The following is a 19,286-nucleotide window of genomic DNA, read 5'->3' on the forward strand; positions in this document are numbered from 1 at the left end:
TTTCTGTTCTTTGCGTCTCTGCGCCTTTGCGAGCCCAATTTCACGCAAAGGCGCAGAGACGCAAAGTATATTTTCAATATTTAGACTCTTGGTATGAGTTACGGACAGTCATATTAAAACATCAATATTGAAAAATACAAAAAAACAATTACTGCTAATCTTTTTTTCAATGATGATGCTTTCTTCAAACGTTCAAAATTCAAAAAACAAATACTATGGAACTGACACAAAACAAACAAGCGAAAATTTTAGACATTAAACCTTCAATGACATCTTCAGAAAATGATTTTGATTTTTTACAAGGCAAATGGAAAGTTCACAATCGTAAGCTGAAATCAAGATTAACCAATAGTGACGAATGGACTGAATTTGAGGCTGAATTGCATATGAAAAAAACATTAAACGGATTTGGAAACTTAGAAAATTTTTATTCAAACAATAATGGTGAACCTTATGAGGGAATGGCAATTCGTCTTTTTAATAAGACATCAAAACTTTGGAAAATATATTGGATCGATAGCAACGGCACTACCATGGATGAAAAACCCGTAACAGGTTCATTTGAAAATGGCTTGGGAAAATTTTATACAAATGACATTTTTAATGAGAAAGAAATTCTTGTGATATATCAATGGGATGCTACAAATCCGGAACATCCAAAATGGTCACAAGCGTTTTCGACTGATAATGGAAAAACATGGGAATGGAATTGGAAAATGGAACTATCAAGAATAGAATAGTTCACAATCAATATATAAAACTAAAACTGAAATGATAACCGAATTACGAACGTACAAACTCAAAAAAGGCACGAGCGAAACCTTTGAAAAAATATTTACAGAACAAAGTTTACCTATGCTAAAACGATGGAAAGTAAATGTTGTTGATTTTGGGTTTTCATTAATTGATCAAGAGAGTTTCTACCTAATTAGATCATACGAAAGTATAGAACAACGAAAACAAAGTCAAGACGCATTTTACGGAAGTGAGGAATGGATTAATGGACCAGATAAACCGCTAATGAATTGCATTGAGTCCTATAATACAGCGATTGTTGACAGCACAAAATTGTCAATAAAAAAAACAGAATGAATTAACAAGAGGAACTGAAGTTGAGGGTGAAGTGCTAAATTGAACATTTGTATTTCTAAATCTCCTACTTCGCAAATCCTAAAACGGTAGTGGTCATTTTACCGAAACTCTCAAACATTTAAACAAACAAAGAAAAATGAATATATCAAAATTAGACAATCCAGCCTTAATTCTTATTGACATTCAAAAAGGATTTGATAACATCCAATATTGGGGCGGACAGAGAAATAATGCAGATGCGGAGCAGCATGCAAGTGAACTTTTAAAACTTTGGAGAGCCAATAATCTTCCGATTTTTCACATTAAGCATTGTTCATCAAATCCAACCTCTTTACTTAACGAGACAAATGCAGGAAACGAATTTAAAGACATCGTTAAACCAATTGGCGAAGAACCAATAATAAAAAAGAACGTGAACAGTGCTTTTATTGGGACAAACTTAAAAGAACAACTTGACAATGCTAACATTTGTAAACTTGTTATTGTCGGTTTGACAACCGATCATTGTGTCTCGACAACTACAAGAATGGCTGGGAATTTTGGTTATGAAACATTTCTTGTTTCAGATGCAACCGCAACATTTAATAAAAAAGGGATAGACGGACAAAATTTTTCGGCGGAACTCATTCACGAAACAGCACTTGCAAGTTTAAATGACGAATTTGCTACTGTTGTAACTACTAAGTTTATTAAAGAAAACATATAATTTCAAAAACTTCTTCGTTCCGCATCCAGACTCATTTTGTAAACGGAATATTTCCAAACCAAATATTGAAAAAACCACAAAGTAACAGGTTATTACTTTGTGGTTTTTGATTATTGATTTGTATTGTCTGCTCAGCGTGTGTGCAAAGTCAGGAGATTCGAAGAGCCAACGCATGTCGAAGAGTGGGCATAATTATGCTAATTTAAGTTGTTTTTTAGATAATAAATTAGCCTGTTTTTTTTGGCCGAATTTCAGTAAACCACATATAATGGTAGAATCATTTATATTTTTAAAAATGGGTTTTGTGTTAAATTTAGCCTTTAAAATTAACACTAAATAAGGATTGTTCTTTGCGATTTTATCACGATTAAATCGTAAATTAAAGGTTAAAAATAACGCTCCATTGAAACCCATTTTACTTATAGTATCACTAATAAGTGTCACTTTATTTGCTCAAAATAAAGTCCCTCTTAGTGATGTAGTAAACTCAAGTACATCAAAGGAAATCAAAGGAGAGTCGGTTAGGGTGGTGCCGCATCAACAGGTTTTAAATACGATTCAAAAGGACACGCTACTTTCTTTTTTGCCAAAGGAAGAGAACACCGTTTTGAATGAAGTGGTTGTTTCAGCTGTAAGTAGAAAGCAGATTAAGACCGTTCCTGGTGGGAAATTGTCTTTTGATCCTCATAAGTTGAGTATGGTGCCTAATTTGACAGGAACGGTTGATATTATTAAACTGTTGCAATTAACACCAGGAGTTCAAAATTCTGGCGAAGCCAATGGGTATTTGTATGTTCGGGGAGGTGACCCTGGACACAATTTAATGCTCTATGCCGATGCTCCAGTGTATGGAATGGCTCATTTACTGGGCGTTTTCCCTTTCTATAATGCCGATCCAATTCACGAAATTCAATTTGATAAATCGAGTTCCAACGCTAGATTTGGCGGAAGATTGAGTTCGACCGTTTATGTAACGCCTTTTCGGGAAATTCCTGAGGAAATTTCGATAGAAGGAAATGTTGGTTTGTTAGCATCACAGCTCACTTTGGCTTTCCCGATCAGCAAAAAAACGGGTTTGTTTGTTTCGGGTCGAAAAACCTATATCGATAAAATAATTGGACCGCTTTTAACTCCCAGAAAGACCAATGACAACGATGTGAAAGGGTTAAATTATGGTTTCTCAGATGGTAATTTGACTTTTATTTCGGATGTTTCGAGAACGCAACGATTCGTTTTTGATGCCTTCATTAGCGGAGACGAATTGAAGATGTCGGATTCTAATTTGGGACTCGATGCAAGATTAAAATGGGGTAATGTAGTTTTAACACCTTCTTGGAAATCAATTCTTTCGGAAAAAGTAAATATGGTTAATTCAGTTTTTTTTTCCAGATATGAAAATTCATTAGTGATGCGACAAGAGACTGTTCAGATGGATATTTCTTCGTATGTAGAAGAATTTGGGTTTGCTAGTAAAGTGAATTATACCCTTTGGGAAGTCCCTTTTGAGAGCGGATTGCAATGTGCTTATTATGAATTACAACCCCAAAACATTGAAATTGAAAATATAAAATCGATTGCGACAACCGGAAAATCATTTACCACTCGTTCTAGTAATTACGCGGCATTTGCGATGGCCAAACCAAAATTGCTGGAGACGCTTAGTGCCGAAATAGGTTTGCGATTGAATTATTATTATGCAGGTGCCGAAAGTAAGCCCAATCATTATTTTCAATTGGAACCCCGAATTACTCTAAACTATAGTCCGACGACAAAAGATGCTTTTTTTGCGACCTATACTCGGCAAAATCAATATTTGAATTTGGTAACCACTTCCAGCGTTGGTATTCCAACCGATTTTTGGGTGGCTAGTGGCAATGGAATTCCGTCGCAAGCGTCAAATTCTTTTTCGGGGGGCTACAATCGAACTTTTAGCAAAGAATACAATGCCTCTCTCGATGGTTTTTACAGAACAATGCACAATCTGATCGAATATCCTTATGGCGTGACGCAGTTCAATGAGATTTCTACCTTAGAAAACGATTTACTTGTGGGGGATGGAGAGGCTTATGGTGCTGAATTCATGTTTAAGAAAGAAAGAGGGAAATTCAAAGGATGGTTGAGTTGCACAATGAGTTGGTCCATACGTCAATTTGATGAAATCAATGAGGGGCGTGCTTTTTATTCTAAATATGATAGACGCCACAATCTGGCTCTTGTTGGTACGTATGATTTTAATTCAAAATGGTCGGCAGGAGTAACTCAGATTTTTAGTTCGGGAAATCGGTTTACCATGCCAACAACTTGGTATTTTATAAATAATAATCCAGTTAAAGAATATGGGAGTTTTAATAATGCAGTGATGCCCAATTATTTTCGCACCGATTTGTCTGTGAATTATTGGTTTGTGAAAACGCCAAAAAAAGAAAGTGCATTGAGCATTTCCGTTTACAATGCACTAAACATCTCAAATCCTGTTTATATTGTTTTTAATGTGAATGTAGATGCAGGGGGGCGGTCTGTTTCTGTAAGTCAAGAAGAAAAAAAATTATACGGCATTTTGCCTTCACTGAGTTGGAGATTTAAATTTTAGAAAGATGAAATCGCCATGATTCCAAATCACAAACACGGATGAAGAATGGCGATACCATATTCCATAAAAAAAACAAATATTAGCTACATATGAAAAAGAACTATTTTTTACTGGTTTTGGTGCTTCTATGGGGGTGTAATACGGTGGATTATACGGAAGAAGTGGTGGTGGTTTCAAAAATTGTAGTCCAAGGATATATAGAAGAAGGCGATGTATCCCATGTGATTTTGTCCACGAGTATCCCAATTGGATCAACGGTTGACAGTTTGTCGATTCTGAAACACTTGATTCTGCTTGCTAAAGTTACCGTTTCCGACGGCACCAATTCGGAAGAGTTGAGTCTGCGATTTGATAAAAATTGGATTCCACCATTGGTTTATACAGGGAAAGATCTTGTTGGGAAATCTGGAAAAACCTATAGTTTGAAAGTAGAATACGAAGGAAGAGTTATAGAATCGAGTACTACCATTCCAACGTCTGTTCCAATTCGAGAATTGAATTATGTTAAAGACAATCCTGCGGATACCACGGGTTATGTTTTTGTCAAATTTGAGGATCCTGTTGGAGAAAAAAATCAATACCAGATTTTGACGAAAGTGGATAAAAAAGAAGCTGTTTTTGTGCCTGCTTTTTATGGTAATTTGAATGATGATGATTTTTCGTCTCCAGTAGTTAATTTCCAAATTAATAGAGGCGTATTAATGTTCTCTAGTACTAAGTTTAGACCTTATTTTACAGACGGGGATTTTATATTTGTAAAATTAAGAACAATGGACAAGGCATCGTTTGATTTTTGGAATGATTACCAAAATGAAATCGTGAATGGCGTAAATCCTATCTTTCCAGCAAATACCAGTTTGAAATCAAATATCGTTGGGGGTATTGGCATTTGGGCTGGCTATGGCGTGTCGGTTGTTTCGCTGCAAACTCCTTAGGAAAAAGGAAGGAGGTGTGACTGCTTAAACAACGAAAATCCGTGCTTCTAGAAATAACAAAACACCAACCTTTCAGTTGATGTTTTATTTGATAATAGTGCGAATTGGTTTCTTTCACCCCAAAAAAGCCTTCAATTCCTCATAACTCGAAATTTTTACGCTTACTTTTTCTTTGTTCATTACGCTTTCTATTTGTGATGGTAGAGGTAAAGTAACTCCCAAAGCTGGTTCTACCACATCCAAGAACTTGATAGGATGTGCAGTTTCCAAGAAAACACCAATGGCATTGGGTATATTTTGCAATTCCTTTTTCAATCCCAAATAACCAACGGCTCCGTGTGGTTCTGCGATATAGCCTTTTTCGTTATAAATGGCTTTCAACGCCACCAAAGTTTCTGCATCGGTAAACGCATAAGAACTAAAATCTTTTTTGAATTGGGTCAAATCATTTTGGTACATCTCTTGAATACGAATAAAATTACTTGGATTCCCTACGTCCATGGCATTCGATATCGTTGCGATAGACGGTTTTGGGTCGTAAATTCCGTTGGCAAGGAATCTAGGAACAGTATCATTCACATTGGTAGAAGCTACAAAATGTTCGATAGGCAATCCCATTTTCTTGGCGATGATACCCGCACAAATATTCCCGAAATTACCGCTTGGGCAAGAGAAAACTAGTGGTTTACCTTGTTTTTTCAACGCTTTGTAAGCAAAGAAAAAGTAAAACATTTGTGGCAACCAACGTGCAATATTGATTGAATTGGCAGAAGTTAACTTAATATGATTCAGGCTTTCATCCAAAAATGCTTTTTTGACCATGTCTTGGCAATCATCAAAAACACCATCAACTTCAAGTGCTTTTATATTCTGTCCCAAAGTCGTTAATTGCTTTTCCTGAATGTCGCTCACTTTTCCAGAAGGATAAAGAATTACAACATCTACACCGTTTACGCCAAGGAAACCACTGGCTACGGCTCCACCTGTATCTCCAGAAGTCGCTACAAGAACTGTATTTTTATTGTTTTTGTTGTCTTTATTGAAATAGGCCAGACAACGGGACATAAATCTCGCCCCAACATCCTTGAAAGCCATGGTTGGACCATGAAACAATTCAAGGGAATAGATTCCGTTTTCGACTTCCACCAAAGGGAAATCAAAACACAACGTTTCTGCAATGATTTCTTTTAAAGTTTCGGCAGGGATTTCATCTCCCACAAATTGTTTGATCGCTTCAAAAGCGATTTCTTCATGGGATAAACTTTCGATAGTCTCAAAAAAACTTGGTGCTAATGGTGTAATCGTTTCGGGGAAATACAATCCTTTATCGGTTGCCAATCCTTGTATTACTGCTTCCTGGAAAGAAACGTTTGGTGCATTATGGTTTAAACTGTAATATTTCATTGTGATTTTTGATTGAGAATTAACGATTTGTGATTTATGATTTTTTTCGCAACATGGGTTACATCTAAAATGCTGCGCCAGTTCGCTGACGCTCGGGTCAAAAATCGTTAATCATAATTCTTAAATTATTGTTATCCCTTCGTCGTTCACTTTGGAAACGTGAATTTCATAAGGCAAATTCATTTCTTCGTAAACGGCACTCATCGCTTTGGCAATTTTATCGGCGTTTTCCTTTCCTTTGCTTAAAGCAAAAATAGAAGGACCGGAACCTGAGATTCCAGAACCCAAAGCTCCATTTTCATAAGCGGTTTGCTTGATTAAATCAAATCCTGGAATCAGCATAGAGCGAACAGGTTCTATGATTTCGTCGTGCAAAGAGCGACCGATTAATTCGTAATCCTGAGTGTACAATCCCGCTACCAATCCGCCTACATTTCCCCATTGGGTAATAGCGCTTTTTAGGGAAACGGTTTGTTTCAATACCGAACGCGCATCCGATGTTTTCAATTCAATTTGGGGATGTACCACCGTAGCATACAATTCAGATGGACTTTCGATTTTGATGATATCCAAAGGATTCGAGCATCTTACCAAGGTAAAACCACCCAAAAGGGCGGGTGCAACATTATCGGCATGGGCATTTCCACTGGCTAATTTCTCGCCTTGCATGGCAAATTTCACCAATTCTTTTCTTGTGAAAGGTTGTCCCAATAATTCGTTGATACCAAAAACAGCACCTGCAGAACTGGCTGCACTACTGCCAATCCCGCTTCCTGCTTTGATGTGTTTGTAGATTTCAATCTCAAAACCGAATTCGGTTTCTATTTCTTCTAGCATCGCCAAAGCAGCAACTCCTGCCACATTGTTTTCTGTTTCTAATGGTAAATCGGCACCGACTATTTTGGTAATACGAACACCCTTTATATCTGATTTGCGAACGATCATTTCATCGCCAGCAGTTGCTAAACATAATCCGAGTACATCAAATCCACACGAAAGATTCGCGATAGTGGCAGGGCAAAATATTTTTATTTCTTTCATTATTTTTATTTTTGGTTGTACAGACGCGATTTATCGCGTCTCAGTTCTAAAAGGAGACGCGATAAATCGCGTCTGTACAATTATATATTTCCTATTCTAATCACATCTGCAAAAATCCCTGAGGCTGTAACCGCAGCTCCAGCTCCAGCGCCTTTTATCAACAACGGCTGATCTACATAACGATCCGTATAGAATAAAACGATATTGTCTTTTCCTTCCAGATTGTAAAACGGATGGTCTTTTGGTATGAATTGTAAACCGACACTTGCTTTTCCATCTTCAAATTGAGCTACATATTTCAAACGGGAATCTCTGTTTAAAGCTTCTTTGTAAATGGCTTCAAAGTGGGCTGCATGTTTTTGTAATGATTCAAAGAACGCTTCGTTTGTTGTAGTGGCAAGGCACTCAGCGGGCATGAAAGATTCATTCGCAATAGCGTCAATTTCCATTTTGTATCCGCTCTCTCGAATCAAAATAAGGATCTTTCTGGCTACATCAATTCCACTTAAATCAATCTTTGGGTCCGGCTCTGTAAACCCTTGTATTCCAGCTTCTTTAACTACTTCATGAAAAGCATTGTTTTCATCAAAATTGTTAAAGATAAAGTTTAAACTGCCTGACAATACGGCTTGAATTTTATGTACTTTATCACCAGAAGCGATTAGGTTTTTTACCGTATCTATGATGGGCAATCCGGCTCCAACATTAGTTTCAAAAAGGAAAGGCGCATTGAATTGACGCGATAGACTTTTTAGATTTTTATAATTATCATAGGCTGATGAACAGGCAATTTTGTTACAAGTTACCACGGCAACATTTTGTTTTAAATACTGCTCGTAGGTTTTTGACACTTCTTCATTGGCAGTGATGTCCACAAAAATACTATTGCGTAAATTGAGTGCTTTTATATTGGCAATAAATTGTTCTTTGTTGGCCACTTCACCATTTTCCAAATGCGATTGCCATTCTTTTAGTGGAATTCCATCTTCGTTAAAATACATTTTTCTAGAATTCGAAACGGCAATAACTCTTAGGTTTATTTTCAAGTTTTCTTTTAGGAATTTCCTTTGTTGCTGAATTTGCTCCATGAATTTCTCACCCACATTACCAACACCCATTACAAATAAGTTTAACTGCTTAGTGTTTTCTTCAAAGAAGTTTTCGTGTAATGTATTCAGTGCTTTTTTGACATCTCTTTCGTTAATAACCACCGAGATGTTTCTTTCGGAAGCGCCTTGGGCAATCGCACGAATATTGACATTGTTCTTTCCTAAAGTACTAAACATTCTACCGCTTAAACCTTGATGATTTTTCATGTTTTCACCCACCAAAGCGATAATGCATAGATTTTGCTCTACGATGCAGGGATCGATTTTGTTTTGGGCAATCTCCAGTTGAAACGCTTTATTGATGGCAATCTCGGCAGTTTCGGCATCCGAATTTAAAATCCCTATACAGATAGAATGCTCCGATGAAGCTTGGGTAATAAAAATGACGTTGATATTCTCGTTTGATAATACTTCGAATAGTCGTTTAGAAGAACCAGCAACACCAATCATTCCAGAGCCTTCCAGAGTAATCAAAGTGATATTGTCGATATGGCTAATTCCTTTTACAGGATTGGTATGTGATGCAGGGTTGTTGGAAATTAAAGTTCCTTCAGCTGTTGGCTCAAAAGTATTCTTTATAAAAATTGGAATATTTTTTCTTAAAACCGGTTGGATTGTTGGCGGGTACAATACTTTGGCACCAAAATGCGACAACTCCATTGCTTCTTGATAGGATATGGTAGCGATAGGTTGTGCTTGTTTAACAATTTTTGGATTGGCAGTAAACATTCCATTTACGTCAGTCCATATTTCTAAATCGCTTGCGTTTACGGCTCCTGCAATAATGGCAGCAGTATAATCCGATCCTCCACGACCTAAAGTAGTGTTGATTCCGTCAAGCGAAGAAGCTATAAATCCAGGCATTACGACTACTTGCGCAGTATTCGAAGCGAAAAAATCAGCGATCAGTTGGTTTGAAACTTCAAAGTTAACGGCTGCTTTTCCAAAATGATTGTTGGTTTTTATCAACTCACGGCTGTCTTTGTAACTGCTGTTTTTTAATTTTTGTTTTAAGGCTTCTGCAATAATATAAGAAGACAATAATTCTCCAAAACTTAGAATAGTATCGGATGTTCTAGGGGATAATTCACCCAAAAGAAAACAACCGTCAAGTAGTGTCTCTAAGTGGTTTATGATTCTTTTGATATGGCTTAACAAACCACTTTGTTCACTTACAGGAATCAGTTGCTTAAGCGCTTCTAGATGTTTTTTCTCAATTTCGGCAACAATGTCTTTGAAACTTTCGTCATTGGAAGCTGCTTTTGAAGCTGCCAATTGCAATAAATCGGTTACTTTGCTTAAAGCGGAAACAACTACAACAAGTTTTTCTTCCTGCGCTTTATTGATAACTATGTCTAATACTAATTTTATATTTTCTGCATTGGCTACCGAAGTTCCGCCAAATTTTAATATTTTCATGTGATGTCTGTATTTGTAATTTAAGGGTCGCTATTTTTTATAATTAGCTGTATTTTAATCCTAGCGATTTTTATTTGTTTTTAAATGCAAATGTTTTCTATGCACCCAAGACTTTCTTTCTTTAAGAAAAAAGTACAAAAAATGGTCTATATGTAAAATGTATACCCCTAAGGGGTAGTTGTAGTTGTAGTAGAAGTAATAGAGGTAGTGGTAACAGCAAGTGCAACCCAGTTTTGAGTTGTTATCGAAGGATGATATGTGCTGTTAAATTTATTCATTTTGATTTTTCAAAAGTACAGTTTTTTATAAAAAATCAAAGCTTTAGAGTTTCTTTTTGCGAATACTTTAATAATTAAATTTAATAGTGGTTCAAATTCGATATTGCGTAATGTATCGTATTGATTATTGAGATTATTCTTTTTTTTATTCTTTTATCAAAGAGATGTATAGGTGCTATTTTCCTCTAATTTAGTTGTAATAGGAGTTGAATTGACTTAGGATTTATATTTTAATGGTTGGGTTTTAATAATTACTGATATGAGATGTAAAACTTCTTCTTCTTCTTAAATTAGAATTACTATAACTCGTTGGGTGTAATTGTTTTTTTTACCACATAGAAGCATAGAATTTTTAGTTTTTGAAAAGAGTTTGATAGATGTTTTACTTTTCACATAGTCAATCTGTGTGAAAAATAGTGCTATTTTCTATTCTTTCTTTAATTATCAGTTATAAATCTATGTATCTATGTGGTTTATTTTTTATTTAAACAGAATTACACCTAATGGGTTACTATAATTATTTTAAATGGCTGTCCGTAACTTAGCTGTCCTTAACTTATATCATGAGTCTAAATATTGAAAAGATACTTTGCGTCTCTGCGCCTTTGCGTGAAAATGGGCTCGCAAAGGCGCAAAGACGCAAAGAACATAAAGGAAAAAGTTTGTAAAAAACATTGGAGAATAGATTTATTCTCAGAAATGGTATTAGTATGAATCTTTATTTTTGAATCTTTGTTTTAAATAATCCTCAAAAAACATTGCTTTTTAATATTGATTTGTAGAATTTTGAACTCTTAAAATCAAACAAAATGGAGAATACACATTATATAAGTACAGAGTTACTTTCTTTTGAAGCGTTGCAAGAGATTATATCTCATAATAAATCAGTTTCATTGTCTGAAGAAGCTAAAGTAAACATTCAAAAGTGTAGAGAATACTTGGATGCTAAAATGGCTTCCCATTCGGAACCTATTTATGGAATCAATACGGGTTTTGGATCCCTTTGTAACGTGAAGATTTCAAATAAAAACCTATCAAAACTTCAAGAAAACCTTGTGAAATCACACTCTTGTGGAACAGGGGAGGAAGTGCCAAATGACATTGTAAAACTAATGTTGTTACTTAAAATACAATCGTTGAGCTATGGTCATTCAGGTATTCAATTGCAAACGGTAGAACGATTGGTTGATTTTTACAATAATGATATTCTACCTATAATATATACTCAAGGATCTCTTGGGGCTTCTGGTGATTTAGCGCCTTTGGCACATTTATCTTTACCTTTATTAGGAGAAGGTGATGTTTGGTTTGAAGGTAAGAAAGTACATTCTAGCGAAGTTTTAAAACATTTTGGTTGGGAACCTATCGTTTTAAAATCGAAAGAAGGATTGGCGTTATTAAACGGAACTCAGTTTATGAGTGCATATGGCGCGCATATTTTGATGAAGGCGAATAAGTTTTCTTATTTAGCCGATTTAATTGGAACAATCTCTTTGGAAGGTTTTGACGGTAGAATAGAACCATTTAATGAGTTGATCCATTATATACGTCCTCACAATGGTCAAATTGCAACTGCAAAAAGAGTGAAAGATTTTCTGGAGGGCAGCGAAATTATTGAGCAGCCTAAAGTGCATGTTCAAGATCCATATTCTTTCCGTTGTATTCCACAAGTGCACGGAGCGTCAAAAGATGCTTTTGATTACGTGAAAAAAGTATTCAAAACCGAAATTAATTCGGTTACCGATAATCCTAATATATTTGTAGAAAGTGATCAGATTATTTCTGGTGGAAATTTTCATGGGCAACCATTGGCACTGGCACTCGACTTTATGGCAATTGCTTTGGCTGAGCTAGGCAGTATTTCTGAGCGCAGAACGTATCAATTGATTTCAGGATTGCGTAATCTTCCCGCGTTTTTGGTAGATAATCCAGGACTGAATTCAGGATTTATGATTCCACAATATACAGCTGCAAGTATTGCAAGTCAAAACAAACAGTTGGCAACGCCATCGAGTGTAGATAGTATTGTTTCAAGCAATGGTCAAGAAGATCACGTGAGTATGGGAGCCAACGGTGCTACAAAATGTTTGCGTGTAATGGACAATCTAGAGCGTATTTTGGCTATTGAATTGATGAATGCTTCACAAGCCATTGAATACAGAAGACCTTTACAATCCAGTGATTTTATCGAAATGTTTTTAAAATCTTACAGGGAAGAAGTTTCTTTGGTAAAAGAAGACAGAATTTTACATTACGACATTGAGAAAACAGTTTCCTTTCTAAACAGTTTTCAAATCGAAGACGATTTGTTAACAATAGCTTAACATTGGCTTAAAATAATGAAGTAATTTTGCACCACTAAAATATAAACAAATGTCATTAAATAGTATTTTTCAATTTTTAGTCCCAAAGGACAAAAAATTCTTTCCTCTTTTTGAAGAAGCATCTAGCAATTTAATCGAATTAGCTTCAAATTTGCACGAAGCTGTAAACCTTCCTTTGAAAGAAAGAGAAGCGTTGTTTCAAAAAATAGACGAATTAGAGCAAAAAGGAGAAGATATTACACGTCAAACCAATTTGGAATTGAGTAGAAATTTCATCACTCCATTTGATAGAGAGGATATTCACTCTTTGATTACCTCAATTGATAACGTAGCCGATTATCTTCATGGTGCAGCTAGCAGAATGCGTTTGTATCAAGTGGATAAAATTACAAAATCGATTCGTAAAATGACAGAAATCAATCTAGAAGCCTGTCAGCATATTGATGCCGCTGTAAAAGAGTTGAAAAACTTGAGCAACATGAAAACCATCACTAATGCTTGTGTTAAAATCAACAAGCTGGAAAATAAATCAGATATGGTATACAATAAAGCCGTTTTTGAAATTTTCGAAAATGAAACCGATGCCAAAAACATCATTAAATACAAAGAAGTATTGTCAGTTTTAGAATCAGCAACGGATAAATGTAAGAGTGTTGCCAGTGTTTTAGAATCTATTACAGTAAAACATTCTTAATTTAATTCTATTCAATCTAAGATATAGATATGACTTTACTCATAATTATTATTGTTCTAGCCTTAATATTTGATTATATTAATGGTTTTCATGACGCTGCCAATGCTATTGCTACAGTTGTAGCAACTAAGGTTTTGTCCCCTTTACAAGCTGTTATTTGGGCTGCCTTTTTTAACTTTTTGGCTTACTTTGTCTTTGGTTTTGGAGTGGCTGATACAGTTGCAAAAACAGCTAGTACTATGGATATCAACCTAGTTGTAATTCTAGCTGGTATTATTGCTGCTATTATTTGGAATTTAGCTACTTGGTGGTTAGGAATTCCTTCAAGTTCTTCTCATACTCTAATTGGTGGTTTTGCAGGGGCTGCAATTGCCCATGCTGGTTTTGGAGTGGTTTCATGGTATAAAGAAGGAAAAGATGGTGGAATGCCTTCAGGTGTTTTAATTATCGTTGCTTTTATCGTTTTAGCTCCTTTATTAGGGGCGCTGATTTCTTATTTGATGTCTATTTGGTTACTTAATGCTTCTAAGAAAAGTATTTATCCAAAATTGTTTACCCTGGCATTAATGGCTTTGACTATCTGGTATGTTGCCGGACAATTAATCCCTTTTGAAGAAATTGAAAAGCCTCGTTTTGATTCTCCTTTTTGGAGTTTTGTTTTTGAAAAACATAACATCAAATGGTTTATAGTTGCTTTTATTATACTTTCTATCAGTATTTTTGCTTTGATTTTTAGTAGTTTGAATTTGAGTCAATCGAATTCAGCTCTTAAGAAAATGCAATTATTATCATCTGCTGCCTTTAGTTTAGGTCACGGTGGTAACGATTCCCAAAAAGTAATGGGTATAATCGCTGCTGCTGTAGCGGTTTATATTCACACAACAGGACATGGACAGGTTATGCCTGAATGGTTAAATGTTGTGCTTCCTGATGAAGATAAAGGGATAAAAGCAGAAATGCCAGCTTGGATTCCAATAGCTTGTTATTCTGTCATTGCTGCGGGTACGCTTAGTGGTGGTTGGAAAATTATAAAAACTATGGGATCAAAAATCACCAAAGTAACCTCTTTTGAAGGTGTAGTTGCAGAAACTGCCGGAGCTTTAACTTTATATTTCACTGAACATTTCAAAGTTCCAGTGAGTACAACGCATACTATTACAGGATCTATCATTGGAGTAGGTATAACAAAACGTGTTTCTGCTGTTCGTTGGGGTGTAACAGTAAGTTTAATTTGGGCTTGGGTATTAACCATTCCAATTTCAGCTTTATTAGCTGCTATAATTTATTATACTTTAAGTGTATTTGTAGGATAAGATTTTAAAATTTATATAATAAAAAAAAACCATTCGTAATTGAATGGTTTTTTTATGCCTCTTAAGAGAAGATGTTGAATAGGATTTCCAAATTCTGCAATCTGATTTCTATTTTCCGTATTCTATTTTCTAAAAAAAAAACTACTTTATCTTAAAGTTCTTTTCAATTGCCTTAATCATTTCCCCAGCAATATCTTTATTAGTTGCTCCTTCAATACCTTCAAGACCTGGTGAAGAGTTAACCTCAAGCAATAAAGGCCCTTTTGCTGAACGAATTATGTCTACACCGGCTACTTTTAAATCCATTGCTTTCGCGGCTTTTATAGCAATCTTTTTTTCTTCGGATGTAACTTTGATAATAGAAGCTGTTCCGCCTAAATGAATGTTGGCTCTAAATTCGCCTGGCATCGCTTCTCTTTGGATTGCCGCGACCACTTTGCCGTCAATCACAAAACAACGAATGTCTTTTCCATTGGCTTCTTTGATGAATTCTTGAACTAGGATGTTGGCATTTAAACTCTTGAAAGCATTAATTACACTCTCTGCAGCTTTTTTTGTTTCGGCTAAAACTACTCCTTTTCCTTGTGTACCTTCCAATAATTTTACAATTAGGGGAGAACCTCCAACCATTTTTATCAAATTATCGGTATCCAAAGGGGAATTGGCAAAACCTGTTGTTGGAATGTCAACACCATGATTCAGTAATAATTGCAAAGAGAATAGTTTGTCTCTGGATTGCGTGATAGCTGTCGATGAGTTCAAACAAAAAACTTTTAAAGCTTCAAACTGTCTGGTTAAAGCACAGCCATAAAAGGTAATACTTGGACGGATTCTTGGAATGATGGCGTCAAATTGATTTAATATTTTTCCGCCACGATAGTGAATTTCAGGAGTTTTTGCATCTAGTTTCATGTAGCATTCCTTAATGTTTAAGAAGTGCATTTCATGTCCTCGCATTTCTCCGGCTTCCATGATTCTTTTGTTGCTGTACAATTCGGGATTACTGGCTAAAAGCCCTATCCTTAAACCAGAGCTTGCTTTTTCTGAGTTTACGTATAATGCCGCAAGGCTTTCTGTAGTTGGTTGTCCTAAAAGATATTTTTGTTCAGGATCAACAAGAATTCTTCCGCTCATGGCTTCTCGTCCCAAAAGCATTCTGAAACCCATAGAATCTCTATTGGTCAATGTCATTTCTATAGGCCATTTTGAATCGCCTATGGCAAGATTGGTTTGGATCACATAGCGATGTTCCCTAAAGCCACTGGAGCTTTTTACAATACGTTTATCTACTAACGGGGCTTCGCAATGAATAACCGTTTTTATGTTATTTTGAATAGGATTGATGTCAAATTTCACCCAATTGGTATCATTTTTTATAAATGGAGCAATATTGATGGCATGCAAAGCAGATGTTTTTGCACCAGAATCAACACGAGCTTTGATGGTTGGAATTCCTAATTCCGGAAAAGAGCACCATTCTTCGCTACCCAGTATAACTTTATTTTGAAGCATAAATTAATTTTAGTTTGGTCTATTTTTGAATTATCAAATGTAAATATTTGTTTTTTAAAACAAAGAAAATTCTCCATAAAGTACAAACCCGTTATGTTATTAAAACGTAACGGGTTTATTATAGAATAAATTATTGAAATTTATTGATTTGTAGGCTCTCCCGCTTTATGAATGTTAACCGTTAGTTCTTGTGAACCTTCTTCTATATCCATGAAAATTTCATCGCCACTAGTTATTTTTGAAGTGATAATCTCTTCTGCAAGTACATCTTCTACATATTTCTGAATCGCTCTTTTCAGCGGTCTTGCTCCAAATTGTTTATCAAATCCTTTGTCAGCAATAAAAGCTTTTGCTTTGTCAGAAAGGTTCAATTGATATCCTAATTCTTTTACACGATCGTATAATTTTTTCAATTCAATTTCTATGATCAAATTGATGTGTTCTTTTTCTAAAGTGTTAAAGACAATTACGTCGTCAATTCTATTCAAAAATTCAGGTGCAAATGTTTTTTTCAAAGCGTTTTCAATAATGCTTTTCGAATTGTCATCAGCTTGGGCTACTTTGGCAGCAGTTCCAAATCCAACTCCTTGTCCGAAATCTTTCAATTGACGAGCTCCAACATTAGAGGTCATAATGATAATCGTATTCTTGAAATCAATTTTGCGTCCTAAACTATCGGTTAAATAACCATCATCAAGAACTTGAAGCATCATATTGAAAACATCAGGATGTGCTTTCTCGATTTCATCAAGTAATACCACACAATATGGTTTTCTGCGTACTTTCTCGGTTAATTGCCCACCTTCTTCGTATCCTACATATCCCGGAGGCGCTCCAACTAATCTTGAAATCGCAAATTTCTCCATGTATTCACTCATGTCAATTCGAACTAAAGCATCCTCAGAATCAAATAACTCTTTGGCAAGTACTTTGGCTAATTGTGTTTTACCAACACCGGTTTGTCCAAGGAAAATAAAAGAACCAATAGGTCGGTTTGGGTCTTTCAATCCAGCGCGATTTCTTTGGATAGAACGGGCGATTTTTAAAACAGCCTCGTTTTGTCCAATTACTTTATTTTGAATTAGTTCCGGTAATTTTGCTAGTTTATTGCTTTCTGTTTGTGCAATACGATTTACAGGAATTCCAGTCATCATAGATACAACATCGGCAACATTGTCTTCGGTTACTAATATTCTATTGTTTTTAGAATCTTCTTCCCATTGTTCTTGAGCTATAGCTAGATCTTTTTCGATCTTTTTCTCATCATCACGAAGTTTGGCAGCTTCTTCATATTTTTGTTTCTTAACAACCAAATTTTTCAACTCACGCACTTCTTCTAATTGACGCTCCAAGTCCAAAATTTGTTTAGGGACATCAATGTTAGTAATGTGTACTCGTGATCCAGCTTCGTCTAATGCATCGATAGCTTTGTCCGGTAAAAAACGCTCAGACATATAACGATTGGTTAGTTTAACACAAGCTTCAATGGCTTCTGGCGTGTATGTTACGTTATGATGATCTTCGTACTTATCTTTTATATTATTCAAAATAGTAATTGTTTCTTCAACCGAAGTTGGTTCTACAATTACTTTTTGGAAACGTCTTTCTAGTGCTCCATCTTTTTCTATGTACTGACGGTATTCGTCTAATGTTGTGGCTCCAATACATTGAATTTCACCTCTTGACAAGGCAGGTTTGAACATATTTGAGGCATCAAGCGAGCCTGTAGCTCCGCCAGCACCAACGATAGTGTGAATTTCATCAATGAAAAGAATGATGTCGTCATTTTTTTCAAGCTCATTCATAACCGCTTTCATACGTTCTTCAAACTGGCCACGGTATTTTGTACCAGCAACAAGGCTAGCCAAATCAAGAGTTACTACTCGTTTGTTGAATAAAATACGAGATACTTTCTTTTGAATGATACGCAAAGCCAGTCCTTCGGCAATAGCAGATTTACCAACACCTGGTTCACCTATTAATAAAGGGTTGTTTTTTTTACGACGACTCAAAATTTGAGATACACGTTCTATTTCTTTTTCACGTCCAACAACTGGGTCTAGTTTGCCTTCTTCCGCCATTTCTGTTAAATCTCTTCCAAAATTGTCAAGTACTGGAGTTTTAGATTTTTTATTTGATTTATTGGCGGGGTTATTAAAATTCCCTTCTTTAAGGCTGTCATCTTGTCCGGAATCATCGTTGTATGATTCGTTTTTTGGCAGGTTTTCTAAAAAATCTTCTTCGTTTGGGGTCATATTTAAATATTGTTCTTTAGCTACATCATAATCGATTTTAAGTTTATTCAGTAGCTTGGTTGTAGGATCATTTTCGTTTCTTAAGATGCACAGTAATAAATGTGCCGTACTTATAGAAGAACTTTGAAATACTTTAGCTTCAAGAAAAGTAGTTTTCAAGGCGCGTTCTGCTTGGCGGGTAAGGTGTAAGTTCTTCTTTTCTATGCTTACCTCATGGCTAGGGCTTGCAGGACTAAGGATTTCGACCTTTCTCCGCAGATGTTCTAGATCTACAGAAAGATTATTGAGAATATGGATTGCTTTTCCATTCCCATCCCTTAAAATACCAAGCATCAAATGCTCCGTACCTATAAAGTCGTGTCCTAAACGCAATGCCTCCTCTTTGCTGTAGGTAATCACGTCTTTTACTCTTGGTGAAAAATTATCATCCATAATTTCTATATATTGGTATTGTAAATTTAGTGAATTAGTAATTGAAAAACAAAAACCATACCTTTAATAACTGTTTTTGCTAATTGACAAAAAAATGATGAAATTTAAGTTAAAGAAGACTTAAATTTATTAACCAAAAGCCAATATTAATTTGTTAATAAATCAAATAAATTTACATCGCA

13 protein-coding genes are annotated in these 19,286 nt (G+C 35.5%); 8 read left to right on the forward strand and 5 right to left on the reverse strand.

The features are described from left to right. Positions 1–215: 215 nt before the first annotated feature. From DB891_RS10185 to DB891_RS10210, 5 genes are all read left to right on the forward strand, one after another. Complete coding sequence (locus tag DB891_RS10185; RefSeq protein ID WP_116763176.1) at positions 216–740, forward strand: hypothetical protein; 525 nt, start codon at positions 216–218, stop codon at positions 738–740. A 31-nt stretch (positions 741–771) separates the two neighbouring features. Then, on the forward strand, positions 772–1,092 hold the full coding sequence (locus DB891_RS10190) for an NIPSNAP family protein (protein WP_116763178.1): 321 nt from the start codon (positions 772–774) through the stop codon (positions 1,090–1,092). 136 nt (positions 1,093–1,228) lie between these two features. Further along, positions 1,229–1,798, forward strand: coding sequence for a cysteine hydrolase family protein (locus tag DB891_RS10195; protein WP_116763180.1), 570 nt, complete (start codon positions 1,229–1,231; stop codon positions 1,796–1,798). A 403-nt stretch (positions 1,799–2,201) separates the two neighbouring features. Next, on the forward strand, positions 2,202–4,388 hold the full coding sequence (locus DB891_RS10205; RefSeq protein ID WP_116763185.1) for a TonB-dependent receptor plug domain-containing protein: 2,187 nt from the start codon (positions 2,202–2,204) through the stop codon (positions 4,386–4,388). An 89-nt stretch (positions 4,389–4,477) separates the two neighbouring features. Further along, on the forward strand, positions 4,478–5,323 hold the full coding sequence (locus DB891_RS10210; RefSeq protein WP_116763187.1) for a DUF4249 family protein: 846 nt from the start codon (positions 4,478–4,480) through the stop codon (positions 5,321–5,323). 114 nt (positions 5,324–5,437) lie between these two features. Here the strand turns inward: DB891_RS10210 and thrC are convergent, their stop codons facing one another. The 3 genes from thrC to thrA form a co-directional block, all read right to left on the reverse strand. Beyond that, positions 5,438–6,727, reverse strand: coding sequence for a threonine synthase (thrC, locus tag DB891_RS10215; RefSeq protein WP_116763189.1), 1,290 nt, complete (start codon positions 6,725–6,727; stop codon positions 5,438–5,440). A gap of 120 nt (positions 6,728–6,847) precedes the next feature. Beyond that, positions 6,848–7,768 (reverse strand): homoserine kinase, encoded by a 921-nt coding sequence (locus DB891_RS10220; protein ID WP_116763191.1) that lies wholly within the window; start codon positions 7,766–7,768, stop codon positions 6,848–6,850. Between the two features lie 80 nt (positions 7,769–7,848). Then, positions 7,849–10,296, reverse strand: coding sequence for a bifunctional aspartate kinase/homoserine dehydrogenase I (gene thrA, locus DB891_RS10225; RefSeq protein WP_116763193.1), 2,448 nt, complete (start codon positions 10,294–10,296; stop codon positions 7,849–7,851). Between the two features lie 1,087 nt (positions 10,297–11,383). Here thrA and hutH point away from each other — a divergent pair. From hutH to DB891_RS10240, 3 genes are read left to right on the forward strand one after another with little or no spacing between them, the layout of a single operon-like run. Further along, positions 11,384–12,898 carry a histidine ammonia-lyase gene (gene hutH / locus DB891_RS10230; RefSeq protein ID WP_116763195.1) on the forward strand — a complete coding sequence of 505 codons (1,515 nt, stop codon included), beginning with the start codon at positions 11,384–11,386 and terminating at the stop codon, positions 12,896–12,898. A 49-nt stretch (positions 12,899–12,947) separates the two neighbouring features. Next, a complete protein-coding gene (locus DB891_RS10235; RefSeq protein ID WP_116763197.1) occupies positions 12,948–13,592 on the forward strand; it encodes a DUF47 domain-containing protein in 645 nt (214 codons plus the stop codon). 29 nt (positions 13,593–13,621) lie between these two features. Then, complete coding sequence (locus DB891_RS10240) at positions 13,622–14,905, forward strand: inorganic phosphate transporter (protein WP_116763199.1); 1,284 nt, start codon at positions 13,622–13,624, stop codon at positions 14,903–14,905. Positions 14,906–15,046: 141 nt separating this feature from the next. On the opposite strand, the gene rimK is transcribed toward DB891_RS10240, so the two are convergent. Further along, positions 15,047–16,417, reverse strand: a complete 1,371-nt coding sequence (rimK, locus tag DB891_RS10245; RefSeq protein ID WP_116763201.1) for a 30S ribosomal protein S6--L-glutamate ligase — start codon at positions 16,415–16,417, stop codon at positions 15,047–15,049. A 140-nt stretch (positions 16,418–16,557) separates the two neighbouring features. Then, positions 16,558–19,104 carry an ATP-dependent Clp protease ATP-binding subunit gene (locus DB891_RS10250; RefSeq protein WP_116763204.1) on the reverse strand — a complete coding sequence of 849 codons (2,547 nt, stop codon included), beginning with the start codon at positions 19,102–19,104 and terminating at the stop codon, positions 16,558–16,560. Positions 19,105–19,286 lie beyond the last annotated feature (182 nt).

This window comes from Flavobacterium laiguense (assembly GCF_003097655.1).
Lineage (GTDB): Bacteria > Bacteroidota > Bacteroidia > Flavobacteriales > Flavobacteriaceae > Flavobacterium > Flavobacterium laiguense.